This window comes from Bacillus sp. HMF5848, from assembly GCF_003944835.1.
Taxonomy (GTDB): Bacteria; Bacillota; Bacilli; order Bacillales; family HMF5848; genus HMF5848.
Genome location: NZ_RWIV01000001.1, coordinates 3,300,737 through 3,325,152, shown reverse-complemented (window position 1 = coordinate 3,325,152; position 24,416 = coordinate 3,300,737). Strand labels below are relative to the sequence as shown.

The following is a 24,416-nucleotide window of genomic DNA, read 5'->3' as shown; positions in this document are numbered from 1 at the left end:
TTGCACCACCTTTATTTAGATTCCTTAATCACTGTTTCTGCGATTGATGTATTCACTAGTGTGCTATGATCAACTCGTGCAGGTAACTCACCAGCTTCATCCATAATATTTTGGAGATTTTCCCACTCTGCTACATCTAAAACTGGGTCGGTTGCATATGAACCCTGACTTTTATAACGATCAATAACAGTCACCATAATATCAGCGTCTGTATCTTCAAAGAACGAAGAAATGGATGCAGCAATTTCTTCTGCACTATGTGTTTGAATCCACTGTTGTGCCTTATATAGGGCGCGTGTGAATTTCTCAATCGCTTCCGGATTGTCTTTCATAAAGGTCTGTTTTGACATGAACGTCGTATAAGGAACCATGCCGGATTGTTCACCAAACGATGCGACAATATGCCCCTTGCCCTCTTTTTCAAAAATAGAAGCTGTTGGCTCAAAAAGCTGCACATAATCACCAGTACCAGACGCAAAGGCGTTTGCAATATTGGCAAAATCAATGTTCTGGGTCAAATTAAGGTCATTTTGTGGATCGATACCTTTATTTTTCAATACAAATTCCCCAACCATTTGTGGCATACCGCCTTTTCGTTGACCAAGGAATGTGCTACCTTGTAATTGGTCCCATGTAAAGTTATCGTGTTCTTCACGAGCTACTAAAAATGTGCCGTCTGTTTGTGTAAGTTGTGCAAAGTTGATTACCGGGTCACTGGCACCTTGCGCATACACATATATTGTTGTTTCTGATCCAACAAGCGCTATATCAGCACCGTCAGATAATAGGGCTGTCATAGTTTTATCTCCACCCCATGTTGTCGTTAATTCAACATTTAACCCTTCTTCTTCAAAGAAGCCTTCAGAAATAGCAACATATTGGGGAGCATAAAATAATGAATGTGTTACTTCAGCAACACGAATGGTTTGCACGTCTTCTTTTCCACATGCTGTAAATGTAAAAACAAGGACGGCTGCTAACAATAATGTGAAAGCCAATTTAAACAAACGTTTCACAAAAATTCCTCCTAAATATTTATCAAAGTTTAGATGACACTACCCTATCGTATGTAAGGTGATAAAATTGTGTGAATGCCTATATCGAGGTGAAAAAATGGTAATTGTAGATATGCAACGTTATCCTAGTCCAAGTCCGCAAATAAAGCTATTTATCGTTACATATAGATGTGGAGGATTAAAGATAAAAGGACTATTAGCGGAACCTATAGGTCAAGGACCTTATGATGGTTTTTTATACTTACGTGGCGGCATTAAAAATGTTGGACCAGTAAGACCAGGTCGAATTATTCAATTCGCGAGTGAAGGCTTCGTGGTATTTGCGCCTTTTTATCGTGGGAATAATGGCGGAGAGGGATATGAAGACTTTGCAGGTGAAGATCGATATGATGCTATATCAGGATTAGATGTATTAAGAGCACGTGAAAAAGTTAACAACAATCACATTCATGTATTTGGTTTTTCACGCGGTGGCGTTATGGCGCTCTGGACGGCTATTGAGCGTGAAGATATCGCTTCTATAGTAACGTGGGGAGGTGTGTCTGATATGAGACTAACTTACGTTGAAAGAGTGGACATGCGTCGGATGATGAAGCGTGTTGTCGGAGGGACTCCAAATAAGTATCCAGAGCGATATGATGCACGGACACCTTTATTTGAACTTGAAAGGGTGACAGCGCCTATATTAATTATTCATGGAGGACAAGATCGAAATGTATCAATCGAGCATTCATATAGGCTTGAAAAACGAGCACGTGAACTTAATAAGGTTGTGGAGAGTTGGTATTTTCCAGAGTTTACTCATTATTTTCCGCCTGCTGTGAATCGACAAACGGTACAAAGACTTTGTGAATGGATGAAAAAGCAAATACAGCCATGATATAATAAGTGTGTAGGAGGGGATACAAGTGGGTATGCCATTAGAATTAAATACGATGATAGTTACAAAAGGTCGTGAAGTAAGACTCGAAGAGAATGTATTTGAATTAAAAAAAGAAGGATACCGTCTATATCCGATTGATATTCCAATTGAGATTCGTAAAACAAAGGACGGAGAAGTAGCAGGGACTGCCATAATAAAGAAAGTTACACTTACTAATGATGAAACCATTATTACATATCAGCTTATCTCTTTAAAATCAACAAATTAACTGACGTCGGGATACCGGCGTTTTTTTATTATATATATTAATGGCTTGTGGAAAATATTAACAAGTTGTGTTATCAAGAAACCACGGAACCTTTCAACATATGGGAGAACTTTTCAAGAAAAGAATGTCGTTTAATCAAGAAATCCGAAATAAGAAGTTATTCAAAGAACAACACGGCATTTTTCAAGAAAAAAGCATAGAATTACCTAAATTTCCCCCCTTATGTTTGTTTTAACAAAAGAGAAAAATATAAAACAGATTTAGAAAGGGGGAGTGTAAAATGAAGATTAGTCAAAAGGTTTTAGTGTTATTTCTGTTAGTACTGTTAATACCGAACGTGGTTAGTGCTTATACTGTGCAGCCTGGAGACACTATGTATAGGATCGCAAAAAAACACGGATTATCGTACAAAGAAATTCTACAGCTTAACCCAAGCATCACGAATCCGAGTAGGATATATGTGGGACAACATATTGTAACAAGTAGAGGGAATGACTATTACGTACAACCGGGTGATACCCTTTATAAGATAGCGAAAAAATTTGGTTTGTCTGTTAAAGAAATTATTGCAATGAATCCTCGCATCTCAGACCCTAATAATATTGTTGTTGGTATGCACATTATCGTTGGGCACGATTTGGTTGATGAGTTAGTCGACTATGCAGTTAGTTTACAAGGAAAAACAAACTATAAACTTGGTGCAGCTACCTCTTTAGCTCCGTGGGTAGCAGATTGTAGTTCATGGACGCAACACATATATGGAAAGTTTGGAATCAAACTTCCGAGAACAAGCAGATTGCAATCAAATATGGGAACACCTGTCACGTTTAGAAATATGAAAAAGGGTGATCTTATGTTCTTTGGAGAAAATGGGATAGTTTCTCACGTAGGTATATATATGGGGGATGGATATTATATTAGCAACTTAAACACGGAAAGAGATGTAGTAATATTTTCAATTTATGAGTCATGGTCTTATCGGACGTTTTTGTGGGCATCAAGGGTAGTATAAAAAAGTAATGTTGAATTTTAATTTGCAGATCATATTTTTAAATATGTTACCGAATCAAATGAAATTATTGGACATTAAATCTAAATACTCGATTAGTTATTAATTGAAACTGTAAATGCTTAGCAACGAGGCTAAGCATTTTTAATTGCATTAAAAATCATAGTGAACAGTGTCGATTTTTAAAGAATATTTAGCATCCCGAAGTATTTAACAGGATTTATAAGAATTACGAATATGAAAACCTGTACATAATGGCTCACTATGTCTAGCTATAAAATTTAACTGAATATAGCGTTTGATGGAAAAATAAACCTTTTTTAGACTATTAATATACGTGTGTAATTTTTTTACACTATGAAACTACTACATATTAGGAGGGGTCTAAACAGTGAAGAAGTTATTTTATTTAAGCTTGCTTATGTTCTTAGCACTTATATTGGCTGCTTGTTCATCAACAACAGGGGGGTCAGAGCTAGCCACTTTAGAGAAAGCAAGGGAAGAAGGTAAGATTGTCGTTGGATTTGCAGGGGAAAAACCTTATGCCTACAAAACAGCAGATGGTGAATTAACTGGAGAAGCAGTGGAGGTCGCAAGAGCAGTTTTTAAAGAACTAGGAATTGATGAAATGGAAGGTGTCCTAACAGAATTTAGTTCTCTTATTCCTGGACTAAAAGCTGAGCGATTTGATGTTATTACAGCGGGGATGTATGTAACTCCTGATCGATGTGAAAAGGTTGCATTTGGTGAACCAGAGTACAGTATCGGTGAAGCGTTAGCTGTGCAAAAAGGAAATCCTATGGACATCCATTCTTACGAAGATATTGCTGCTAACCCAGATGTAAAGATTGCCGTTATGGAGGGTGCGATAGAATTACAATATTTAGAAGCTGCTGGTGTACCAGATAGTCAAATTGAAATTGTGTCGGATATCCCATCAAATGTTCAAGCGTTGCAATCAGGTCGCGTAGACGCCATTACGATGACTGGTCCTACATTAGAAGCTGCAATGGAAACGGCGGATATAGCTAATATTGAAAGAGTAGAAGATTTCAAACAACCAACTGTTGATGGTGAGAGTGTTCGTGGTTATGGCGCTGCTGCTTTCCGACTTGGGGATGAAGCGTTTGTTAAGGCATACAACGAAAAACTCCAGGAAATGAAGGACTCTGGTAAATTGCTAGAGATTATTAGTCAATTTGGATTTTCAGAGGCTGATTTACCTGGAGATATGACAACGGCTGAGTTATGTGGACAATAATATGAGAAGTGTCAGGTACTCAATGTGGGTGCCTGCCCTTTATTTTTATGAATATAAAGGAAGTGATTCCCATTAGTGGATATATAGAAATACTCCCAGAGCTTTTAGAGGGTGCGAGTGTTACCATTCAAATTCTTTTGGTGTCGGCAGTTGTGACATTTTTTGTCGCATTTATCGCTGGACTTGGTCGTGTATCACGGTATGCAATCGTTCGAGGATTTACTGGTGTCTATGTAGAGCTGTTTAGAGGCACATCATTGCTAGTACAAATGTTTTGGATATATTACGCACTCCCGGCTTTTGGCATTAAGCTATCAGCTTTTGTTGCTGGAGTACTAGCATTAAGCTTAAATTATGGAGCCTACGGGTCAGAAATTGTTCGTGGTGCTATTCAAGCTATACCAAAAGGCCAGACAGAAGCAACAATTGCGTTGAACTTTACAAGATGGCAAAGAATGAGACGCGTTATATTGCCACAAGCACTTCGAATTATGCTACCGGGGTTTGGTAACACATTGATCGAATTATTGAAAGGAACGTCATTAGTTGCGTTGATTACACTTGCAGATTTAACGTATCAAGGGTTAATTATTAGAAATGCAGATTTGAGCTTAACGTTAGAAGTATTTATATCATTATTAATCATGTACTTCTTAATAGCGTTGCCACTCATAATACTAGTTCGCAAGCTTGAAAAGAACGCTTCGAAGGGAGTGGCTAAGGTATGACCTGGGACTGGCAATACACCTTTGAAATTTTTCCGGGGTTGTTTAAGGTTGTCTGGCTTGTTGTGGCAATAACAATCGGTGCATACTCAGTGGCATTAATTTTTGGGCTAATTTTAACATTACTTCGGAGGTCATCAAACAAAATTGTCTCGTTAGTGACGTATGGTTTTATTGAATTTGTACGCAGTACACCCCCACTTGTACAATTATTTTTTGTCTACTTCGCACTTCCCCAAATTGGTATTTCACTAGATAAATATGTAGCGGGTATTTTAACGCTAGGAATTCATTACGCCACATATATATCTGAGGTATACCGTTCTGGAATTGAATCGATTCCGAAAGGTCAATGGGAAGCTAGTAAGGCGTTAAACTTTTCGAAAAGTCAGACTTGGATAAGATTAATTTTGCCTCAAGCAATTCCTCCTGTTATTCCGATGTTAGGTAATTATTTAATCGTTATGTTTAAAGAAACACCGTTGTTATCTGCAATTGGGGTGTACGAGTTGTTAAAAGCTGCTAAAAATATAGGTTCAGAGTCTTTCAGTTATTTAGAGCCATTTACAATTGTAGGACTGCTATTTTTACTATTAAGTTATCCTTCAGCGCTGTTTGTGAGACGTTTAGAGGTCAAGATGAAGGTAGCATACAAAAGGACGTAAGGAAGGTGCAAAGATGGAGAATGGAGCTCCTTTGGTGACATATAAAAATGTAAAAAAGAGCTTTGGTGAAATTGAAGTATTAAAAGGGTTAGACTTACAGATTGGCCACAGAGAAAAGGTTGCTTTAATTGGACCAAGCGGATCAGGAAAAACGACTATTATTCGTATGCTCATGACATTAGAAAAGCCAACCTCCGGAGTTATTGAAGTGGATGGAGAGCCATTATGGCACAGAAAGGTAAATAATGAATTAGCTTCTGCTGATGAAAAGCACTTACGTAAAATGCGAAGTGATATCGGTATGGTATTTCAGCAGTTCAACCTATTTCCGCATATGACAATACTACGAAACGTTACAGAAGCTCTCATACACGTGTTGAAGCTACCAAAGGAAGAGGCGCATGAGCGTGCAGTGTCAATGCTTGAAAAAGTTGGACTAGAGGACAAATTCGATAATTATCCTTCTCAACTATCAGGTGGACAGCAGCAGCGAGTTGCTATTGCAAGAGCTGTTGTGATGCATCCGAAAATTATGTTGTTTGATGAGGTTACATCAGCACTTGATCCAGAATTGGTTGGAGAGGTGCTACAGGTGATTAAAGACATTGCTAAAGAAACAGATATGGCAATGGTATTAGTCACACATGAAATGGATTTTGCGAGGGATGTTGCAGATCGTGTTGTTTTTTTACATGATGGGCAAATTGAAGAACAAGGGCCACCTCATGAAATATTTGAAAATCCAAAGAGTGAGCGACTGCAAAGCTTTTTGAGTAGATTCTTGAAAGGATAAAACTGTTACCGTCTAGAGAAAATCTCTAGGCGTTTTTTTTGTTAAGACGCCACCTCATTCTATAAACTAGCTTGTACTACGCCGTAGGTCTTATATAAAAATATAACTCTGGCTCATTATTGAAAGGATATAAACGAGATAAAATAAACTCATAAGATCAAAGGAGGAAATTAAAATGAAAAAAGTTGGTTTAATCATCATTGCTGTTATTGCTGCTAGTGTATTGTTATCAAATGTTGGGTCTCTAGTTGGATTAGCTATTTGTGTAGCGATTATGTACTATGCCTTCAAAGGCTTCCGAAAAACTCATTCAGTAGGCAAGCGAATTGTTTGGTTAGTAGTTGGATTGATGGCATTTAATGCCGCAGCATCTAATTTTCCTGCCATTGTTGCAGTAGTTGCAGCGATCGCTCTTTATATGGTGTATAAAGGCTGGAAGGAAAATGAACATAAGGCTGTAGTTCAAGAAGACTCTGACCCATTTACAAACTTTGAAAGACAATGGGCAGAGATTCAAAAAAATAGATAATATAAGAAGGAGTGGTTTAAATGGGGTTATTTTCTAAAATTAAAACAACTGTGGAAGCTGATGTTCAGGAAGTGTTATATTCAAATGAACCAAAAAATCCGATTGCAAAATTAAATCAATACTTACGAGAAAGTGAGCAAGAGGTTGAAAAAATTCGTAAGCTTGTCGCGCGTCAAAAAGCTTTAAAAGAAGAATTTGAACGAGAGCTTAAATCCACACAGGACATGGCTGCGAAAAGAAAATATCAGGCTGAAATTGCATCAAGGGCTGAGGAAACAAATTTACACGAATTTGCTCTCTCTGAACAAATGCAGTACGAGGAGCGGGCCAAACGTATTGAGGCTACTCTACAACAAACAAGGCAACACTTGGTGGATTTGGAAAAAAGTTATGAGCAGATGAAACACAAATTAGATGAAATGCATATAAAGCGAATGGAATTAATGGGAAGAGAAAATGTCGCTCGCGCTAACCATCGTATTAATAAGGTGATGCAAACTCCAACTAATAGTGGTTTCAATGTTAGCGATATTGAAGATTACTTCAAAGTTATTGAGAAAAACTTAAATACTGAGTATTATTTGAATTCTATTGATGCAAAAATTGCGGAATTGGCTAAGAGAGTGAATGTTGTTGAAAAGGCGTAGTGAAATACTACGCCTTTTCACTTGCTATCAAAGAAACCAAAGCTTTAAATCTAGCTTTCTGTCTAGCTTGAGATGACATAGGTTTGATTCAAAAAGAATCACATATTAAAGTCAAGAACTTGACGGCGATCGTCTTGAGCGTGTCGAAGCTAAAAAGTCGTCGCTTTTTAGTGTCGTTTTTCTGTAATGATTCCAAATGCAGCCGGTATAAAGCAGGCTAACAGAATAAAAAACGTTACTGACAGATCATTAGAGGATTTTGTGTTCGTGCCTTCAGCAGCGAATGTCATTGCAGGAATCAACAGTAATAATAATGTTGTGAAAAGTGTGATTTTTTTCATGTTTTTTTCACTCCCTTGTTTTGTATAAGAACATCATATAACTGCTGATAAGAACTTTTAAAGAATTAATGTGTTGTGATTGTGCATATAGTATTAAAAGATGTAAATCGACATGATTCGATAGAAATTTACAATAAAAAGAATATAAACTTTTGCGTTTTCAACACATTAATTAGTTTTTAGACATAAAAACCCCCTTGTACTAAGTACAAGGGGGGATTGCTATTAAATTAATGGTCCACCAAACTTCTCAATGTCTAGATTAGTCTCGTTAAACTTTTTGAAGTTCTGGTGAAACTTGAGTGCTAATTCGCGAGCTTTAGTAGTGTATGCCTCTGGATCATCCCATGTCTTGATTGGCTGAAGAACATCATCTGGAACTCCAGGTACATGAACTGGTATTTCTAATCCAAATATATCATCTTTAATAGTTTCTACGTTATTTAGTTCACCTTCTAATGCAGCATGAATCATGGCACGAGTATATGGTAGACTCATACGTTGACCCACACCATACTCACCACCAGTCCAACCGGTATTTACTAGATAAACTTGAACATCGTGCTCATCAATCTTCTTACCGAGCATTTCAGCATACACTTTAGGGGCCAGTGGTAAGAATGGTGAACCAAAGCAAGCTGAGAAAGTTGCTTGTGGCGTTGTGATACCACGTTCTGTGCCAGCTAGTTTACTAGTGTAGCCGCTCATAAAATGGAACATAGCTTGGTGCTTGTTAAGCTTACTGATTGGAGGCAATACCCCGAATGCATCAGCTGTTAAAAAGATAATAGCGTTTGGATGACCAGTAACACCTGATTCAATTATATTGTCAATAGATTGAAGTGGATAGGCTGCACGTGTATTTTCAGTTAATGTTGAATCGTCATAATCAGCTTCACGTGTATTTTCATCTAACACCACGTTTTCTAATACTGATCCGAAACGAATTGCATCATATATTTGTGGTTCCTTTTCTCGAGTTAAATTAATACATTTCGCATAACAGCCGCCTTCAAAATTAAACACACCGTTTGCAGACCAGCCATGCTCGTCATCACCTATTAACTTACGTTTTGAATCGGCAGACAAAGTTGTTTTACCAGTACCAGAAAGACCAAAAAATAATGCAACATCTCCCTCAGGACCTACGTTTGCAGAGCAATGCATTGGTAAAATACCTTGCTGAGGTAATAAATAGTTCATGATTCCAAAAATCGATTTTTTCATTTCACCAGCATATTCTGTTCCACCAATTAAAACGATTCTCTTTTCAAATGATACAATAATGAATGTTTCAGTTTTTGTACCGTCTATAGCAGGATCTGCTTTAAAAGTTGGTGCTGATACGATAGTAAATTGAGATTCATGAGTGAGAAGTTCTTCTTGTGTAGGGCGAATGAACAACTGGTGACAGAATAAATTATGCCAGGCAAATTCATTTACAACTTTAATAGGTAAACGATAACGTTCATCGGCTCCGGCAAAGCCTCGGAATACAAACAGTTCGTCTTTATCCTTAAGATGTAATAATACTTTTTGATATAGACTTTCAAATACTTCTTTGGAGATTGGCTGGTTCACTGCACCCCAGTCAATTTTATCTGAAGTGGAAGGTTCGTCGACTGTATACTTATCCTTAGGGGACCTTCCTGTATACTTTCCTGTTGTAGCACGAATAGCTCCTGTTGAGGTTAAGACTCCTTCATTGCGAGTTAGAACTTTCTCGACTAATTGTGGAACAGACAGATTGATAGCAATGTTGTTACCGTCTAGAAGTTGCGCTAGGTCAAAAGAGACACCGACAGAGTTCATCATCAAAACCTACCTTTTCTCATTAATTTTCCTAAAGACATCAACACACAATTAGTATAACACAATTGGTTAAATAGTGTATACTATTTATTAAACCATTTTATGTTACTTATATTCTAAAGTTAACATCTCTTTGAACTGTTTTGTTGTTAAAATTTTGAAATTTTAATGGCAGAAATTTTAATATTTGTTGGCAAAAATAAGTACAAAATGTGTTGACATTACAATATAAATTCCGTATTATAACTGATTGGATACTCTTATCCCGAGCTGGTGGAGGGACAGGCCCTTTGAAGCCCAGCAACCATCATCATTTACTCGTGGTGAAAGGTGCTGAACCTGAGCAAGGCAATGACCTTGAACGATAAGAGTGAAAGGCGCGTATATACCTTTCCTCACTACAAAAGAGGAGAGGTTTTTGTTTTTTTTGCGTTTTTTCAATATTATTTCGATAAAAGTCGTTTGCTTTACGAATAATATGGGAATGAGAAGTATCACGAAACAATATAAAGGGAACTCTTCATACATATGGGAGTTTACACACTTTATGATGAAAAGGAGGACATTTGATGTCAAACAAACGTCGTTTATTTACATCTGAGTCGGTAACAGAAGGACATCCAGATAAAATCTGTGATCAAATTTCCGATTCTATTATGGATGAAATTTTGAAGCATGATCCAAATGCTCGCGTAGCATGTGAAACAACTGTTACAACAGGATTAGTACTTGTATGTGGTGAAATCTCTACCTCTACATATGTTGATATTCCGAAAATTGTTCGCGACACAATTAAGGAAATTGGGTATACACGTGCAAAATACGGCTTTGATGCCGAAACTTGTGCTGTTTTAACATCAATTGACGAGCAGTCTGCAGATATTGCTATGGGTGTTGACCAAGCGTTAGAAGCTCGTGAAGGCTTAATGAGTGATGAGGAAATTGATGCAATCGGTGCTGGAGACCAAGGTTTAATGTTCGGTTTTGCATGCGATGAAACAAAAGAATTAATGCCACTTCCAATTTCTTTAGCGCATAAGTTGGCTCGTCGTTTAACAGAAGTACGTAAAGATGATGTTCTTCCTTACCTACGTCCAGATGGTAAAACACAGGTTACAGTAGAGTATGATGAGAATAATAAGCCTGTGCGTATTGATACTATCGTAATCTCAACTCAGCATCACCCTGAGATTGCACATGAGCAAATTGTTCGCAATTTAAAAGAGCACGTTATCAATCCGATTGTGCCAAAAGAGTACATCGATGAAAATACAAAGTATTTCATTAACCCAACAGGTCGTTTTGTAATTGGTGGTCCTCAAGGGGATGCTGGTTTAACAGGCCGTAAAATCATTGTTGACACATATGGTGGATATGCTCGTCACGGTGGCGGTGCATTTTCTGGTAAGGATCCTACAAAAGTAGACCGTTCAGCAGCATATGCAGCACGTTACGTAGCTAAAAATATCGTAGCGGCAGGCTTAGCAAGTAAGGTCGAAGTACAACTTGCTTATGCTATTGGTGTAGCACAACCAGTATCGATTTCTGTTGATACTTTTGGATCTGGAAAAGTATCTGAAGAAGTATTAGTTGATTTAATACGTAATAATTTCGATCTTCGTCCTGCTGGTATTATAAAGATGCTAGATTTACGTCGACCGATATATAAACAAACAGCAGCTTATGGGCACTTTGGCCGTACAGATGTTGATCTTCCGTGGGAGCGCACTGATAAGGCAGAAGCTCTTCGTACACAAGGTTTAGGAGAATAGTAAAAAAAGTAGCACCTCCATATGGATGTGCTACTTTTTTAAAAGAATGAGTATATGTTACTGGCTAAGGTTTATTAGAGCGAAATACGAGTGGCTGAACATACTAGAGTATGCTCTACGTGGGGTGAGGATTTGAGAGAGGCAAACGAACGTCTTGCAAGAGCGACGGTATATCGAGACACAAGGTGCAAAGTGCGTCCACTGATGAGACTTCTTTATGACTGAAAAAGGAGATCCGCCTATCCAATATGCATGAGGTAATGCCTCTTTTAATTTCAAAATAAAAACCCTCCCGTCTATTATATGACTTGTTGTCCCCCTCTTGCCAATTGAGCACCATATAATTCGTGAGAAGTTTGTGAAGTTTTTAACAAACTATCATTTTTTCTTAATTAAGCTCTAGATTATGCGTATTGAATTGCTGTTGATGGATCGATAGCTTTTTCATATTCAAACAATAGTTGATCAAAAATTTTTTCCCAAGATTGTGTTCGAGCATATGCATTTGCGGCTGTCCCCATTTTAGTACGTAACTCGTTTTCTCTAAGCAAATGTGTAATCGCAGATTGAAAATCATTAATATCTTTAGGGGTGCATAGCATGCCAGTTTTTCCGTGTTGAACGATGTTTTTCACTCCACCAGCGTTCGCACAAATAGCTGGAGTACCGCAAGCTAAAGCCTCAAGCACAACATTTCCAAATGTCTCTGTTGTTGAAGGAAAGACAAATAAATCAGAAGCTGCGTATGACGCGGCTAATCCCTTTCCACTTTGGTATCCAGCAAAAGTCATATTAATTGGTGCATCTTTCATTATCTCTTCTTTGGATGGGCCATCACCAACAATTAACCAATGAACCTCGTTCCTTAAATAATCAGGTATCGAACGGGCTAATGTTGGCAGCAACTGAACATCTTTTTCAGGAGCAAGGCGTCCTACGTATGTTAGGATATATTTTTCACTTATATTAAATTTCTCTCTGACTATTGTTTTATCATAATTTGGGTGAAATAATGTGAAATCTACGCCACGAGACCAAACACTAAGATTTGTGAAACCATGTCTTTTTAAGTGCTCTAACGTATCAATTGACGGTACGAAAATTTTTCGTAACGGCTCATGAAACCAATGCATATATCTCCAAAGTAGTTTTGATAAAAATTGCAAATCATAATATTCTAAGTAATGGTCGAAGTCCGTATGATAGGATCCGACTACAGGGATGTTAAACTTCTTTGCATAATGAAGACCACAAAGTCCAATATTAAAAGGTGTCGCTATGTGGATAATGTCAGGCTGGAATGCTTGTAGCTCTGTTTTAATAGAAAGCATATTTGGCAATGCTACACGACATTCAGGATATAAAAAGAATGGCAGACTTGCAAATCTACGAATATGGGTAGAAAAAATGTCACGGTCGCTATTGCTATCAGGAGCAAAAACTCTAAACTCGATGTTTTGTGATTGCAGGTAGTCTGTGAAACGTTTTAATGTGCGAGCAACTCCGTTAACATCAGGTGAAAATGTGTCTGTAAATATGGCAATTTTCATCTTAATCCTCCTACCCAAGTTTTATTAAACCAAATGATGAAGGAAAGAAAACATCGTAACGCCTGTTGTCGATCCAAGGAAAAAACCAACAAGGACGTCTGAAGGATAATGTAAACCTAAATATACTCTTGATAGAGCGACGCTAATAGCTAGAGGAACTAGAATAACGGCAAGGATTGGTAAAGATAAAATAAATGGTGTGACAACAGAAAAAATTGCAGTTGTATGACCAGATGGAAAAGAGTGGTCTTCTAGTGGATTTGCGCCAACTCTAATTTCCTGTAACGCAAGATAGGGCCTTTTTCGCGGGTACACCTTTTTAACAATTGCAACAGGTATATGACTAATTGCCAATGCTAAGGCTGATGCTATACAAATAGTACGAAATGACTGAGTAGTGGCGATGGTTAGTAAAATTAATAAAGAAGAAATAGTAAATAATGCGCCACCTACGTGTGTAATATGACGAAAGTAGAAATTTAATAGCTTTTTATCGAAATGTTGATTTAAACTTCTAAAAAGTCTACATTCAAAGCTATACAAAAATCCAACCATCTTAGTTACCATTTTATAACCCCTTTTGCTTTCATACTTAAACTAATTTTACAATGTATATATTTAGGAAATGATAAAACTATGTTAATTTTATATTTTGAAAAATTTACATAAATGTATTGAATACACAAAAAAAAGCTACATACTAATTAAGTTTGTAGCCCTTTATAAAGTTGTCCTTTCTCAACGTATTCTTTCCTAATACGTTTCATGTCTTGAATATCTTTATCTGTTAACTCGCGAATAACTTTGGCAGGACGGCCAAAAGCGAGCGTGTTAGGAGGGATGATCTTTCCTTGTGGCACAAGACTACCAGCACCTATATAGGCTCCTTCTCCAATTTCTGCTCTATCAAGAATAATAGATCCCATGCCGATTAAAGCATGTTTTCGAATAATCGCACTGTGTAGTATAACCTGGTGCCCAACGGTTACTTCATCTTCAATAATCAAAGGATTATTTGGACTTTGATGAAGAACAGAGTTATCTTGTATATTAACACTGTGACCAATAATAGTAGGTGCAACATCACCTCGAATTACCGTGTTAAACCAAATACTAGATAGTTCACCGATGGTTACATCGCCTGTAATTGTTACATAGTCAGCAATATATGCAGATTCAGCGATTTTTGGGCATTTGTCCTTATACGGGTAGACAGGCATTTAATTCCCTCCATAATGAAAAAGTATGTATAAGGTTAGTGTACCAAAAAAGCGAGAAAGGATGAACATATATGTGGAAATGGAAAGCTAGTCAGCCCAAAGGAGTTGTTGTCATTGTTCATGGGGCGGCTGAGCATCACGGACGATATAAATGGCTTATTGAGATGTGGCGCTCTAGCGGGTATCATGTCATTATGGGTGATTTACCTGGCCAAGGCTTATCAAGACGTTCAAAACGAGGTCACATTGATTCGTTTGATGAATACATTTTAGAGGTGTCTAATTGGGTTAAGGAAGCTACTTCGTTTAACTTGCCTATATTTCTAATTGGTCATAGCATGGGTGGTCTCATAAGTATACGTTATTTACAGGAGCGGAAAAATAGTATAGATATAGCGGGTGTTATTTTATCGAGTCCTTGTCTAGGTTTAGTGCAATACCCTCCTACTTGGCTTGAAATAGTTGCAAAAGGATTAAATATCGTTGAGCCTGATTTTCTTATCGATTCCCATTTAACCATTGACTTGGCAACACGAAATCAAGAGGTAAAAGAATTAGATGTAAATGATACATTATACGTAACGAAAATGTCTGTTCGATGGTATGAGGAGCTTCGTCAAGCTATAAAGCAAGCTTTTTCAAAAGGTCTAGAGGTTGAACATATTCCCATTATGCTTATGCAAGGGGGAGACGATAAAATTGTCGATAAAGAAGCTTGTAAAAAATGGATTAATCAGCTTAATGTAATGGAAAAGACTTACAAGGAATGGCCTCAGCTATATCATGAAATTTTTAACGAGCCAGAGAGAGAGGCTGTTTTTCAGTACGCCTATTCATTCTTTGAATTGATTGTTAAGTCACGTCATGTTGTAAAGGAGGACTAATATGAAAAAGATACCTACTAATCCAATAACATTAATGCCTATTGTATATAAAAAGGTTTTTCCTATCGTTCACAAGGAACTGATGTTTTGGAAAGAAAAAGCAGAACTTATTCCTAATGCAGAGCTAAGACAACAAGCTTTAGCTAGCATTGGATCAAAGACATTTCATTGTGAAGGGGGAGCTATTCTTTCCTTATTAGCGGGTCCCAATTTAGAGGCATGTATTCGGTTTATTGTTGCTTATCAAACTATAAGCGATTATCTAGATAATTTATGTGATCGAAGCACATCACAAGACCCTGAAGATTTCTCCGCTCTTCATCAGTCCATGCTTGAAGTGGTCACTCTAAAACAGCCATCACAACAATATTATTTATATCGTGAGGACAAGGATGATGGTGGTTACTTACTAGCATTAGTAGAAACATGTCAAACAGTATTAAAATCAATTAGTAATTTTGAAACTATTGCACCGTATTTGCAGGAGTTAGCTACATATTATTGTGATTTACAAATCCATAAACACGTTATAGTTGATGAAAGAGAACACCGGTTACAGGAATGGTTTGATACATATAAAGAGAACCTTCCTCCTATGTCGTGGTATGAATTCTCTGCGTGTTCAGGTTCTACGCTAGGTATATTTTGCTTAGTGGCATATGCGTTAGAAGGGTCGATTGATGAAGGGATATCTCAATCTATTCGAGATGGGTAGTTTCCCTATATACAGGGTCTTCATATTTTATTGGATTATTTTATTGACCAACAAGAGGACAAGCAAGGAGGCGATTTGAATTTTTGCTTTTATTATGAAGATGAGGAAGCCATGTTTAGTAGGTTGCTTCATTTCATGCAATCAGCTGAACATAAAGCAACGCAATTGCCTAACGCGTCATTTCATCGGCTTATTGTATTAGGACTTATAGGTCTCTATCTATCAGATGAAAAAATATCAAAGCAAATAGAAATACATAGCATTGCGGTAAGATTAATGAAAGCGGGGGGGCTTTCTTCAAAGTTCTTTTATTGGAATGGAAAAGTGTACAGAACTCTTCAAAGACGAAAGGAGCCTCTTGAAAATAAAGTGAAAAACCAGCTTGCCCAATAAGGCAAACTGGTTTATTTTTTTTCGATAGCAATAATGAAGGGAGCGTTGTTTTTTTGATTTAAAAACTGATAACATAACACGCTCGCCTTTTGTTGATCTATGTCTTTTACAAAATCCAGTAGTGCATCACGTTCTTTTGCACCTTCTTCATGCCCGTGATATACAACAAGAACAATGATACCTTCAGGTACCAAAAATGCTAAAAGTTGTTCTATTGCGTTAATGGTAGAGTTTGGTTTCGTGACAATGGACTTGTCTCCACCTGGTAAATATCCTAAATTAAATATGGCTGCCGTTACTTGTTTTGTATTAGGCATGTGCGTAGCTAAATCACCATGACTTGCTTCAATCAATGTAACACGATTCAGTAAGTTTGCTTGCTTTAATTTCTCAGTTGTATTGACAATGGCTTGCTCCTGGATATCAAAGCCGAATACATGCCCTCTATCGCCAACTAATTCCGCAAGGACAACTGTATCATGTCCATTACCGACTGTGGCGTCAATAACGGTGTCTCCTTCAGCAACTGCTTCTCGAAGAAGGGAATGTGCAAAAGGGAGTATCTTTTTAAGCTTCATGTACAGTCACACCTTTGTTACTATATCTTTGCCCTTGATGGCTATCACGTCGTTTCAGTTCATGGTCAATGGAGTTTAAAACCTCCCACTTGTTTACGCTCCACATCGGTCCTACCATTAAATCAATAGGCCCATCACCCATCACGCGGTGTACAATCATTTCTGGAGGCATGATTTCTAATTGATCGCACGTTAAATTAACATATTCCTCCATAGACATAAACTCAACAAGCCCTTTTTCATATTGCTTGACCATAGGTGTCCCTTTAAGAAGGTGTAGTGAATGAATTTTGATACCTTGGACATCGAGCTTTGAAACGAATTCAGCGGTTTCCATCATCATATCGCGTGTTTCATTTGGTAAACCATTAATAATATGAGAACAAATACGAATGTTATGCTTACGAAGCTTTTCAACGCCTTCAACATATGTTTGTAAATCATGAGCGCGGTTTACAAGGTCGGCCGTTTGCTGGTGAATTGTTTGTAAGCCTAGTTCAACCCAAAGATACGTGCGTTTATTTAGGTCTGCTAAATACTCAACAACATCATCAGGAAGGCAATCAGGTCTTGTTGCGATAGATAAACCTATAACACCATCAAAGCCTAGAGCTGTTTCAAATTTTTCTTTTAAAACTTCAACAGGTGCGTGCGTGTTGGTGTACGCTTGAAAGTATGCAATATACTTTCCATCCTTCCATTTATGATGCATTTTCTCTTTTATTTCATTGAATTGTGTGTGTAAGTCATCAGCACGGTTGCCTGCAAAATCTCCAGATCCAGCGGCACTACAAAATGTACAGCCACCATGGGCCACTGTACCATCTCTGTTTGGGCAATCAAACCCACCATCTAAAGCGACCTTAAATATTTTTTCTCCGAATGTTTGTCTTAAATGATAATTCCATGTATGATATCGCTTTTGATCAAAAGCATATTTAAATGTAGTCATTTTTTCTTCCTCCTTTTTTTAGAGGTTGCCATTACAGCATTGTATCATCATGCTCGATTTTGAACAAATCTATTTTTTTCCGTGTTAACTGTTGTTAAAAAAGATTTGGTAACATCTTTGATGAAAAAAAGTTAATGTCTTCGCAAACACTATTATTGAAGCTAAGCTTCAAAAGGAGGGTAAAACGATGACAACACGTGATGCAATGGAAGGATTCCTCCAGCAATCAGAAGATACCATTCGTTTTGCAAAAAAGCAGCTACAAGGTGTACAAAAACAAGGGCATGGAAATGACCAAGAATTCCATTCAGCAGTAGAGCAGGTGGAACAGCAAGTTCAGCAGTTAAATGCACTAGCTCTTAGTAGCAATTCAGATCAACGTCAAACATTAGACCGCATGCGTTTACAGCTGCAACAGTTGCAAAACGATATGATTTTAGAAAAGCACTAGGAGGAATAATATATGGTAAGAGTACGCTCTAAACAAAACAATCCTGAACAAAAAACAAAAAATGGTGTAAATAGCAACGATATTGAATTTGCCAGTGAGTTTGATCCTGTAAAACAAGCTAAAAAGCAGTATTTAGAACAAAAAGGCTCTCAGCCTGTGAAGTCTAAGCAACATCAAGATTAGTTAATGAAAAAAGACATCCCAGCATTGTTAACTGGGATGTCTTTTGTAAGTTAATGCTTATTAATTTCTGCCATTCTTTGATGACCATCGTGAGATTTTATTGAATTCGTTGTAAACCCCGTTCAAAAGTAGCAAGATGTATTTTTGATGCGTTACTTACATTTGTCATAACTTGTTTAGCGTTGCTTGGTAAGCCATCTATTTCAGATAGCTTTTTATACATAGCTATGTTATCTTTCTCAGCTTGAATACTCATCTCATAGGCTTCTTTAAGTGTTTCAGGAGCTTGTACAAATTTTGAAGCATTGTTCTCAGGTATTGATAGGTCATTTATTTTAAATAACCGTTCTAAAGCAGCGATGTGCTTAGCTTCGGCCGTTTTTATTCTTGAAAATGGTTGTTGAACACGAAATTTCCCCATGATAACGTCATAACGTGCTTGAGCTAAATACTCATCTTGAATGGCATACGTTAATGCCTCTTCTAGTGTAATACTATCGTCTGCAAGCGCAGCTTTTGCTCCGTAGTTTACTGCAAAAGCAGTATGTAGTGGAAGTAGGAAACATATTATCACACAGGTGACTACTAAAATGTTCTTTTTCACAGCTAGTCTCCTCACTCTATTTCTCAGTTAGATTACGTACTGGAACATCTTGTTCGTTGTCTTTGTTTTGCAAAGGGAAGATTCTTGCCATTTCATTTTGTTCATCAATATGTTGGATGTAGACCTCTTCGTCATTATAATATACGTTAGCCATTTCCCCGGCTTCCACGATTTGCTTTGCTCTTTGCATTTCCATATGTATCCCTCCTCTGATAAATTTCTCACTCTTTTAATATGACAAAGTGTACATGAATTTATACAAAAATATGGCAATGATTGTCGACACATATTTTTTTGTTGCGAATTATAAAAAATTGGCTTACAATCAGTGAGGTTTGTTGTTTAAGAGTAGGAGGATGTATATGCCACGTGCTTTGTGGTTACTTATTATTGGAATGGTTATTAATGTTACAGCGGCCTCATTTCTTTGGCCACTTAACACCATTTATATACATGACCATTTAGGGAAGTCGCTGACTGTAGCCGGGTTTGTGTTGATGCTTAACTCAGCAGCAGGTATTATTGGAAACTTAGTTGGCGGCCATCTATTTGACAAAATCGGCGGATATAAATCGATACTTATCGGTATATCCATTACGTTATCTGCATTACTTACACTTGTTTTTTTTCACGAGTGGCCAGCCTATGTCGCGTTGTTAGCAATTATTGGACTTGGGGGCGGTATTGTTTTTCCGAGTATGTACGCTTTTGCAGGGTCTGTTTGGCCTGAAGGTGGAAGAAAGGCATTTAACGCAATATATGTTGCTCAAAACCTTGGTGTTGCAATAGGATCAGCTCTTGGTGGAGTAGTGGCATCGGTGTCGTTTACGTACATTTTCGTTGCGAATGCAACTGTATATATATTCTTTTTAGCTGTGGCCGTCTTTGGGTATAAAAAAATATCTGCAAAAGCAGACAGTCGAAGTATTACAATTCCAGATAATCAACATGTGAAAAGCTCTTCCAAACGAATGGCTTTATATATTTTAGCGATAGGGTACATTTTATGCTGGGTGGCGTATGTTCAATGGCAATCTACCATTGCTACACATACACAAAGCCTTGGGATACCACTAGAACAATACAGTCTCCTTTGGACAGTGAATGGTGCTCTAATTGTTTTAGGTCAGCCATTGATTGCATATGTAGCTAAACGAATACCTTCACTAAAAATGCAAATCATTGTAGGTACAATTATTTTTATGAGTGCCTTTGTACTAGCAGGGAATACATCGGTGTTTTATGGGTTTTTAGCAGCTATGGTAATTTTAACAATAGGTGAAATGCTCGTTTGGCCAGCTGTTCCAACTATAGCTAATGATCTTGCGCCAGAAGGTCGAGAGGGGTTTTACCAAGGAGTTGTAAACAGCGCAGCAACAGGTGGTCGTATGGTAGGACCACTATTAGGTGGTATTATTGTTGATTTATTCGGTATGGCTGCTTTATTCTACGTTCTAGTCGGCTTGTTAATTATATCGATTATAACCACAACATTATATAATAGAGGATTAAAACGAGAGAGTTTAGCATCAAATCAACAGCATCAATTCAATTAGCCGAGTACCTAATAAGGTGCTCGTTTTTTTTATGTATATGTTAAAGTTTAAAAAAACATATTGTAATATGCTGTAATAAGTCTGTTGTTATATAGACGGTCATAATACAATGCTAGAGCATAAAAGATAACTAAACCTGGACTAGAAAAAGTCTAGGTTTTTTTGCGTAGTTTTTTAACCTAGAATACTGTCTAGCTCCAGCGCCTAGCCCGTCGAGGTCTCAAGCCGTCTCCCTCCGGAGGAAAGACCCTTCCTGCGCGATACGTCTTAAACTGGTCAGGTCTGAACAAGGCACTTGCACTATACTTACATATTTTAGAAATTAAGAAAATCTTAAGAATTTTCCTTAGTTTATCTTTAGCTTTCCCCTTCATAATATGTCTGTACAGAGATTAATATCCAACATTTACTATACGCCTTAAGTCTTACATAAAAATATAACCTCCGGTACATTAAAGGATATTCCAGTAAGTGGTAAGATTTTAATCAAGAGGTAACGAAAGTTAAGGAGGCCATTATTATGGTTAAAATTTTATTTTTGCCCCTACTACAAATGCCATCAGGTCATCATCAAGTAGCGGAAGCTCTTATAGATTCATTAAATGAGTTGAAAGACGAAGAGATTGTATGTGAAAAAGTAGATTTACTTCAATATACAAACCCTGTTTTGGAAAATGTTATAACAACAACATATCTGAAATGCTTACACTATGCTCCTACCGCATATAAGTGGTTATATGAAAATTTTGGTCATACTGGGGCTAGTGACGGGGAATCTCTTAAATTTTTACAAAAAGTGTTTGAAAAGAAGATGCTTGAGTTAATAGAAGCTCGAAAGCCTGATTTAATAATTTGTTCACATGGCTTTCCATCAAGTATTTTGAATCGACTAAAAGGAAAAGGCCAAATCTCAGTCCCGGTTGTGAATGTGTATACAGACTTTTTTATAAATGATGTATGGGGAAAACAAAATATTGAATATCACTTTGTTGCTAGTAAAGCTATGAAGCAATATTTAGTAGAGACTCATCATGTGCCAGAGCATGCCATTTATTACACAGGAATTCCTATTCATAGTGCTTTTTCAAAAAATAACTCTCAAGTATCAAGTCGGTATAATTCAGTACTAATTGCTGGTGGAAGTAATGGGCTTGGAAATATAGGGGATTTTCTACTGAAAAATGCGGATGCGTATGTTCACTTTTATGTGTTATGCGGTACTAATAGAAAGCTACTCAAAGACCTTCAGGCTCTTCAGCTCTCTAATGTAACTCCTCTTTCATATATTACATCTAGAGAAGAAATGAATGAAATATATGAAAAGGTTGGAGCAATCATTACAAAGCCAGGAGGCGTTACAGTTAGTGAATGCTTAGCAAAGCACGTGCAAATTTTGATTCATTCTTATTTACCAGGTCAGGAAAAGGTTAATTTAGATATTTTAGCTAATCAAGGTCTTGTAAGGAAAATTGACGTGGATAAACCGTTAAGTTCTGTATTAAAAGATGTATATTCGTATAAAAGTAGATATCGCTTTGAGCGTCATCGAGATGAATTTTTGCAGGATAAATTAGATGCTGCAATGTTACTCAAAAAAATTATTAATCAAATTTCTAATAAAAATAGTGTTAGTTCATTTTAATGAAGGTAGGTGTGTCGGGTAATGGATTGGGTTGAAAGTGTAAAACAATTAGAAGAATATGGTCTATGGATTTCAATGTTTTTAGAAGGATCCTCTCTTCCGTTTCCTGGCATTGCGGTTGTAGTCTCATATGGTTATTTTTTAAATCCAAGCTGGTTCAAGCTTATTGTTCTTGCTGTCACGATGAGTGTTATATACAGCATTGCGAGTATTATTCCTTACTATTTGGGAGCTAGGATGGAAGGTGTTATCACTAGACGATTTCCTAAACAAATGAAGAAAGCCGCCGCATTCTTTCAAAAATACGGTTTATGGAGCGTCGCATTATCGCGTCCTTTTGGGGTAGGAAACTATATTTCGTATGTAGCTGGTATGAGTAAAGTTCGGCTTGGTCCTTATTTCATGCTAACTTTTCTTGGTATTTTGCCATGGTCGGCTACTATCCTGTGGATAGGTCGGACTTTTCACGGGAATTTAGGAGAAGCGAAAGTCTTTTTTATGTCAAATACAGATGTAGCTTATTATGCATTAGGCATGAGTATTGCTTTAGGGCTACTATTAGTTATATATAAGCAAACAACTAAACAACAAATGAGTAGGTGAACAAAATGCGTACTGGATTGTCATTGAGTGGGGGCTCTCTTCGTGGGGCAGCTCATATTGGAGTACTAAAAGAAATGCAACGACAACAAATTGAGATTACTCATATAGCGGGTACAAGTGCTGGAGCCATCGTGGCAGGACTATATGCATGTGAAGTGCCCTTTGAAGAGATGGAGCAGAAAATTAGTAAGCTGTCTTTACGAAAGCTAATGGATCTTCAGTTTGGTTTTCGTGAGCTTATAAAAGGAAACCGAATTTATGATATGTTACTAGATATTACAGAGGGCCGTCATTTCGAGGATGTGAAAACACCACTTGCAATTGTGGCATTAGATTTGTTATCAGGGAAGCTTGTTGTAATGAGGTCAGGAGAAATTGCAAAGGCTATTCGCGCTAGTATAGCACTTCCGGGTATTCTAGCTCCAGTTGAATGGGATGATATGTTACTAGTTGACGGCTATATTCTCAATAACAATCCTGCTGATATTGTGAAAGCTATGGGAGCACATCATGTAACGGCTGTTCAAGTAACTGGTTCACAGGATAAATGCTCTGATCATTTATTGAGTCATATAAGTCGTTATATAGGGATTGCTAGTCAATATCATACTGAGCAAACAGTTAATAAATATGCAGATTTACTCATTAAAGTAGATTTAGAGGATATGAGTCGCTTTGCTTTTAAGGAATCAGAGAGAGCGGTAAAGTTAGGGCAGTTACAGGCACAGCAATCTTTGTTACAATATGCGAATCATTCGTTATCAAAAGTATACTCCATCAGTTCCTAAGGACCGGCACGACATTGTGTGTCAGGTCTTTTTGTGTGAAAATAAAAAGTTAATCTTATTATTAATTTTAAGAGTTATTCATTATTCATTGAGCTACCCTTATGCTCTATCTGAAGAAAAGAATACGTTGAATAAAGGTTTAGACATGATTAGAAGTTAAAAAAACAAATTATGGACTAAAATACCATGTTTGGAAAACATATTTTAACAGCGCTTTCAAATCATTCTAATAAGTTTTTACGGCTTTTATATTATCTTTGTATTCCGGAGTAAGATATGTCTTCGGGATTAAGGGGCTACTATATTAAAGTTCGCTATATATGATTATGAGGACTTCATAAAATGGACGCTCTCTGTAAGAGGTATACTCATGAAGCAGCTTGAGGGTTTAAAAAGGGTGTTGAATGCTAAATCTTTTATGTTTCAAGGGATTCATTAAAGTAGATGACCTTACATGAACCTTCGTTTAAACCCAATGTGGTATATGTCAGTAGGTTCAACAATGGAGCATGTTTTGACTGCGTACGGAAAAAAGTTCTAAGTTGGTGAAGGGAATACAATAAGGTATGGAGAAAT

At 37.2% G+C, this 24,416-nt stretch carries 27 protein-coding genes, 1 pseudogene and 1 riboswitch; of the genes and pseudogenes, 18 read left to right on the top strand and 10 right to left on the bottom strand.

Annotated features, from left to right (window positions below):
* Window positions 1-11 precede the first annotated feature (11 nt).
* A complete protein-coding gene (locus EJF36_RS15960; RefSeq protein ID WP_395940639.1) occupies window positions 12-1,007 on the bottom strand; it encodes an ABC transporter substrate-binding protein in 996 nt (331 codons plus the stop codon).
* Window positions 1,008-1,113: 106 nt separating this feature from the next.
* Here EJF36_RS15960 and EJF36_RS15955 point away from each other — a divergent pair, with 106 nt between their 5' ends.
* From EJF36_RS15955 to EJF36_RS15915, 9 genes are all read left to right on the top strand, one after another.
* A complete protein-coding gene (locus EJF36_RS15955; RefSeq protein WP_125907268.1) occupies window positions 1,114-1,896 on the top strand; it encodes an alpha/beta hydrolase family protein in 783 nt (260 codons plus the stop codon).
* Between the two features lie 28 nt (window positions 1,897-1,924).
* Window positions 1,925-2,167, top strand: coding sequence for a DUF2584 domain-containing protein (locus EJF36_RS15950; RefSeq protein ID WP_125907267.1), 243 nt, complete (start codon window positions 1,925-1,927; stop codon window positions 2,165-2,167).
* A gap of 280 nt (window positions 2,168-2,447) precedes the next feature.
* Window positions 2,448-3,179: a C40 family peptidase gene (locus EJF36_RS15945; RefSeq protein WP_125907266.1), complete on the top strand. Its 732-nt coding sequence runs from the start codon at window positions 2,448-2,450 to the stop codon at window positions 3,177-3,179.
* Window positions 3,180-3,567: 388 nt separating this feature from the next.
* The gene (ehuB, locus tag EJF36_RS15940) at window positions 3,568-4,437 is read left to right on the top strand and encodes an ectoine/hydroxyectoine ABC transporter substrate-binding protein EhuB (RefSeq protein ID WP_260471918.1); all 870 of its coding nucleotides are present in this window, start codon (window positions 3,568-3,570) and stop codon (window positions 4,435-4,437) included.
* Between the two features lie 47 nt (window positions 4,438-4,484).
* The gene (gene ehuC, locus EJF36_RS15935; protein WP_125908417.1) at window positions 4,485-5,165 is read left to right on the top strand and encodes an ectoine/hydroxyectoine ABC transporter permease subunit EhuC; all 681 of its coding nucleotides are present in this window, start codon (window positions 4,485-4,487) and stop codon (window positions 5,163-5,165) included.
* Window positions 5,162-5,827, top strand: coding sequence for an ectoine/hydroxyectoine ABC transporter permease subunit EhuD (gene ehuD / locus EJF36_RS15930; protein ID WP_125907265.1), 666 nt, complete (start codon window positions 5,162-5,164; stop codon window positions 5,825-5,827). Before ehuC ends, ehuD begins: the two co-directional genes overlap by 4 nt.
* A gap of 13 nt (window positions 5,828-5,840) precedes the next feature.
* Window positions 5,841-6,620, top strand: a complete 780-nt coding sequence (ehuA, locus tag EJF36_RS15925) for an ectoine/hydroxyectoine ABC transporter ATP-binding protein EhuA (RefSeq protein WP_125907264.1) — start codon at window positions 5,841-5,843, stop codon at window positions 6,618-6,620.
* Window positions 6,621-6,795: 175 nt separating this feature from the next.
* Window positions 6,796-7,149 carry a lmo0954 family membrane protein gene (locus EJF36_RS15920; protein WP_125907263.1) on the top strand — a complete coding sequence of 118 codons (354 nt, stop codon included), beginning with the start codon at window positions 6,796-6,798 and terminating at the stop codon, window positions 7,147-7,149.
* 20 nt (window positions 7,150-7,169) lie between these two features.
* A complete protein-coding gene (locus tag EJF36_RS15915) occupies window positions 7,170-7,796 on the top strand; it encodes a PspA/IM30 family protein (protein WP_125907262.1) in 627 nt (208 codons plus the stop codon).
* 167 nt (window positions 7,797-7,963) lie between these two features.
* On the opposite strand, the gene EJF36_RS21605 is transcribed toward EJF36_RS15915, so the two are convergent.
* Together EJF36_RS21605 and pckA are read right to left on the bottom strand one after the other, a co-directional pair.
* Window positions 7,964-8,137, bottom strand: a complete 174-nt coding sequence (locus EJF36_RS21605; RefSeq protein ID WP_185806937.1) for a hypothetical protein — start codon at window positions 8,135-8,137, stop codon at window positions 7,964-7,966.
* 225 nt (window positions 8,138-8,362) lie between these two features.
* A complete protein-coding gene (pckA, locus tag EJF36_RS15910) occupies window positions 8,363-9,949 on the bottom strand; it encodes a phosphoenolpyruvate carboxykinase (ATP) (protein ID WP_125908416.1) in 1,587 nt (528 codons plus the stop codon).
* A gap of 257 nt (window positions 9,950-10,206) precedes the next feature.
* Window positions 10,207-10,320, top strand: a riboswitch (SAM riboswitch).
* Between the two features lie 198 nt (window positions 10,321-10,518).
* Here pckA and metK point away from each other — a divergent pair.
* Window positions 10,519-11,721: a methionine adenosyltransferase gene (metK, locus tag EJF36_RS15905; protein ID WP_125907261.1), complete on the top strand. Its 1,203-nt coding sequence runs from the start codon at window positions 10,519-10,521 to the stop codon at window positions 11,719-11,721.
* Between the two features lie 404 nt (window positions 11,722-12,125).
* Here metK and EJF36_RS15900 read toward each other — a convergent pair whose 3' ends face one another.
* The 3 genes from EJF36_RS15900 to EJF36_RS15890 form a co-directional block, all read right to left on the bottom strand.
* Window positions 12,126-13,271: a glycosyltransferase family 4 protein gene (locus tag EJF36_RS15900; protein ID WP_125907260.1), complete on the bottom strand. Its 1,146-nt coding sequence runs from the start codon at window positions 13,269-13,271 to the stop codon at window positions 12,126-12,128.
* A 24-nt stretch (window positions 13,272-13,295) separates the two neighbouring features.
* Window positions 13,296-13,838, bottom strand: coding sequence for a phosphatase PAP2 family protein (locus EJF36_RS15895; protein ID WP_260471917.1), 543 nt, complete (start codon window positions 13,836-13,838; stop codon window positions 13,296-13,298).
* Window positions 13,839-13,975: 137 nt separating this feature from the next.
* Window positions 13,976-14,491 carry a gamma carbonic anhydrase gene (locus tag EJF36_RS15890; protein ID WP_125907259.1) on the bottom strand — a complete coding sequence of 172 codons (516 nt, stop codon included), beginning with the start codon at window positions 14,489-14,491 and terminating at the stop codon, window positions 13,976-13,978.
* Between the two features lie 71 nt (window positions 14,492-14,562).
* On the opposite strand from EJF36_RS15890, the gene EJF36_RS15885 reads away from it, so the two are divergent.
* Both EJF36_RS15885 and EJF36_RS15880 read left to right on the top strand, forming a co-directional pair.
* Window positions 14,563-15,375 (top strand): alpha/beta hydrolase, encoded by an 813-nt coding sequence (locus tag EJF36_RS15885; RefSeq protein ID WP_125907258.1) that lies wholly within the window; start codon window positions 14,563-14,565, stop codon window positions 15,373-15,375.
* A gap of 34 nt (window positions 15,376-15,409) precedes the next feature.
* Window positions 15,410-16,483: pseudogene (locus EJF36_RS15880) on the top strand (tetraprenyl-beta-curcumene synthase family protein).
* An 11-nt stretch (window positions 16,484-16,494) separates the two neighbouring features.
* Here EJF36_RS15880 and EJF36_RS15875 read toward each other — a convergent pair.
* Together EJF36_RS15875 and EJF36_RS15870 are read right to left on the bottom strand one after the other, a co-directional pair.
* Window positions 16,495-17,061: a class I SAM-dependent methyltransferase gene (locus EJF36_RS15875; RefSeq protein WP_125907257.1), complete on the bottom strand. Its 567-nt coding sequence runs from the start codon at window positions 17,059-17,061 to the stop codon at window positions 16,495-16,497.
* Complete coding sequence (locus EJF36_RS15870; protein WP_125907256.1) at window positions 17,051-18,013, bottom strand: TIGR01212 family radical SAM protein; 963 nt, start codon at window positions 18,011-18,013, stop codon at window positions 17,051-17,053. Before EJF36_RS15870 ends, EJF36_RS15875 begins: the two co-directional genes overlap by 11 nt.
* Before the next feature lie 187 nt (window positions 18,014-18,200).
* Here EJF36_RS15870 and EJF36_RS15865 point away from each other — a divergent pair, with 187 nt between their 5' ends.
* Both EJF36_RS15865 and EJF36_RS15860 read left to right on the top strand, forming a co-directional pair.
* Window positions 18,201-18,464 carry a DUF2524 family protein gene (locus EJF36_RS15865; protein WP_125907255.1) on the top strand — a complete coding sequence of 88 codons (264 nt, stop codon included), beginning with the start codon at window positions 18,201-18,203 and terminating at the stop codon, window positions 18,462-18,464.
* A 12-nt stretch (window positions 18,465-18,476) separates the two neighbouring features.
* Window positions 18,477-18,647 (top strand): glycogen biosynthesis protein GlgD, encoded by a 171-nt coding sequence (locus tag EJF36_RS15860; protein WP_125907254.1) that lies wholly within the window; start codon window positions 18,477-18,479, stop codon window positions 18,645-18,647.
* A 97-nt stretch (window positions 18,648-18,744) separates the two neighbouring features.
* Here EJF36_RS15860 and EJF36_RS15855 read toward each other — a convergent pair whose 3' ends face one another.
* The gene (locus tag EJF36_RS15855) at window positions 18,745-19,251 is read right to left on the bottom strand and encodes a ferritin family protein (protein ID WP_185806936.1); all 507 of its coding nucleotides are present in this window, start codon (window positions 19,249-19,251) and stop codon (window positions 18,745-18,747) included.
* A 16-nt stretch (window positions 19,252-19,267) separates the two neighbouring features.
* Window positions 19,268-19,447: an H-type small acid-soluble spore protein gene (locus EJF36_RS15850; RefSeq protein WP_125907252.1), complete on the bottom strand. Its 180-nt coding sequence runs from the start codon at window positions 19,445-19,447 to the stop codon at window positions 19,268-19,270.
* Window positions 19,448-19,613: 166 nt separating this feature from the next.
* Here EJF36_RS15850 and EJF36_RS15845 point away from each other — a divergent pair, with 166 nt between their 5' ends.
* From EJF36_RS15845 to EJF36_RS15830, 4 genes are all read left to right on the top strand, one after another.
* Complete coding sequence (locus EJF36_RS15845) at window positions 19,614-20,807, top strand: MDR family MFS transporter (RefSeq protein ID WP_125907251.1); 1,194 nt, start codon at window positions 19,614-19,616, stop codon at window positions 20,805-20,807.
* A 520-nt stretch (window positions 20,808-21,327) separates the two neighbouring features.
* Window positions 21,328-22,449, top strand: a complete 1,122-nt coding sequence (locus EJF36_RS15840; protein ID WP_125907250.1) for an MGDG synthase family glycosyltransferase — start codon at window positions 21,328-21,330, stop codon at window positions 22,447-22,449.
* A gap of 21 nt (window positions 22,450-22,470) precedes the next feature.
* Complete coding sequence (locus EJF36_RS15835; protein WP_125907249.1) at window positions 22,471-23,052, top strand: DedA family protein; 582 nt, start codon at window positions 22,471-22,473, stop codon at window positions 23,050-23,052.
* 5 nt (window positions 23,053-23,057) lie between these two features.
* Window positions 23,058-23,840, top strand: a complete 783-nt coding sequence (locus EJF36_RS15830; protein WP_125907248.1) for a patatin-like phospholipase family protein — start codon at window positions 23,058-23,060, stop codon at window positions 23,838-23,840.
* The last annotated feature ends 576 nt before the right edge of the window (window positions 23,841-24,416 follow it).

Excerpts from the sequence above, each read along its gene's own strand:
- EJF36_RS15955 (WP_125907268.1), top strand. The coding sequence starts at position 1,114 with ATGGTAATTGTAGATATGCAACGTTATCCTAGTCCAAGTCCGCAAATA.
- EJF36_RS15945 (WP_125907266.1), top strand. The coding sequence starts at position 2,448 with ATGAAGATTAGTCAAAAGGTTTTAGTGTTATTTCTGTTAGTACTGTTA.
- ehuC (WP_125908417.1), top strand. The coding sequence starts at position 4,485 with ATGAATATAAAGGAAGTGATTCCCATTAGTGGATATATAGAAATACTC.
- ehuD (WP_125907265.1), top strand. The coding sequence starts at position 5,162 with ATGACCTGGGACTGGCAATACACCTTTGAAATTTTTCCGGGGTTGTTT.
- ehuA (WP_125907264.1), top strand. The coding sequence starts at position 5,841 with ATGGAGAATGGAGCTCCTTTGGTGACATATAAAAATGTAAAAAAGAGC.
- EJF36_RS15920 (WP_125907263.1), top strand. The coding sequence starts at position 6,796 with ATGAAAAAAGTTGGTTTAATCATCATTGCTGTTATTGCTGCTAGTGTA.
- EJF36_RS15915 (WP_125907262.1), top strand. The coding sequence starts at position 7,170 with ATGGGGTTATTTTCTAAAATTAAAACAACTGTGGAAGCTGATGTTCAG.
- EJF36_RS21605 (WP_185806937.1), bottom strand. The coding sequence starts at position 8,137 with ATGAAAAAAATCACACTTTTCACAACATTATTATTACTGTTGATTCCT.
- pckA (WP_125908416.1), bottom strand. The coding sequence starts at position 9,949 with ATGAACTCTGTCGGTGTCTCTTTTGACCTAGCGCAACTTCTAGACGGT.
- metK (WP_125907261.1), top strand. The coding sequence starts at position 10,519 with ATGTCAAACAAACGTCGTTTATTTACATCTGAGTCGGTAACAGAAGGA.
- EJF36_RS15900 (WP_125907260.1), bottom strand. The coding sequence starts at position 13,271 with ATGAAAATTGCCATATTTACAGACACATTTTCACCTGATGTTAACGGA.
- EJF36_RS15895 (WP_260471917.1), bottom strand. The coding sequence starts at position 13,838 with ATGGTAACTAAGATGGTTGGATTTTTGTATAGCTTTGAATGTAGACTT.
- EJF36_RS15890 (WP_125907259.1), bottom strand. The coding sequence starts at position 14,491 with ATGCCTGTCTACCCGTATAAGGACAAATGCCCAAAAATCGCTGAATCT.
- EJF36_RS15885 (WP_125907258.1), top strand. The coding sequence starts at position 14,563 with ATGTGGAAATGGAAAGCTAGTCAGCCCAAAGGAGTTGTTGTCATTGTT.
- EJF36_RS15875 (WP_125907257.1), bottom strand. The coding sequence starts at position 17,061 with ATGAAGCTTAAAAAGATACTCCCTTTTGCACATTCCCTTCTTCGAGAA.
- EJF36_RS15870 (WP_125907256.1), bottom strand. The coding sequence starts at position 18,013 with ATGACTACATTTAAATATGCTTTTGATCAAAAGCGATATCATACATGG.
- EJF36_RS15865 (WP_125907255.1), top strand. The coding sequence starts at position 18,201 with ATGACAACACGTGATGCAATGGAAGGATTCCTCCAGCAATCAGAAGAT.
- EJF36_RS15860 (WP_125907254.1), top strand. The coding sequence starts at position 18,477 with ATGGTAAGAGTACGCTCTAAACAAAACAATCCTGAACAAAAAACAAAA.
- EJF36_RS15850 (WP_125907252.1), bottom strand. The coding sequence starts at position 19,447 with ATGGAAATGCAAAGAGCAAAGCAAATCGTGGAAGCCGGGGAAATGGCT.
- EJF36_RS15845 (WP_125907251.1), top strand. The coding sequence starts at position 19,614 with ATGCCACGTGCTTTGTGGTTACTTATTATTGGAATGGTTATTAATGTT.
- EJF36_RS15840 (WP_125907250.1), top strand. The coding sequence starts at position 21,328 with ATGGTTAAAATTTTATTTTTGCCCCTACTACAAATGCCATCAGGTCAT.
- EJF36_RS15835 (WP_125907249.1), top strand. The coding sequence starts at position 22,471 with ATGGATTGGGTTGAAAGTGTAAAACAATTAGAAGAATATGGTCTATGG.
- EJF36_RS15830 (WP_125907248.1), top strand. The coding sequence starts at position 23,058 with ATGCGTACTGGATTGTCATTGAGTGGGGGCTCTCTTCGTGGGGCAGCT.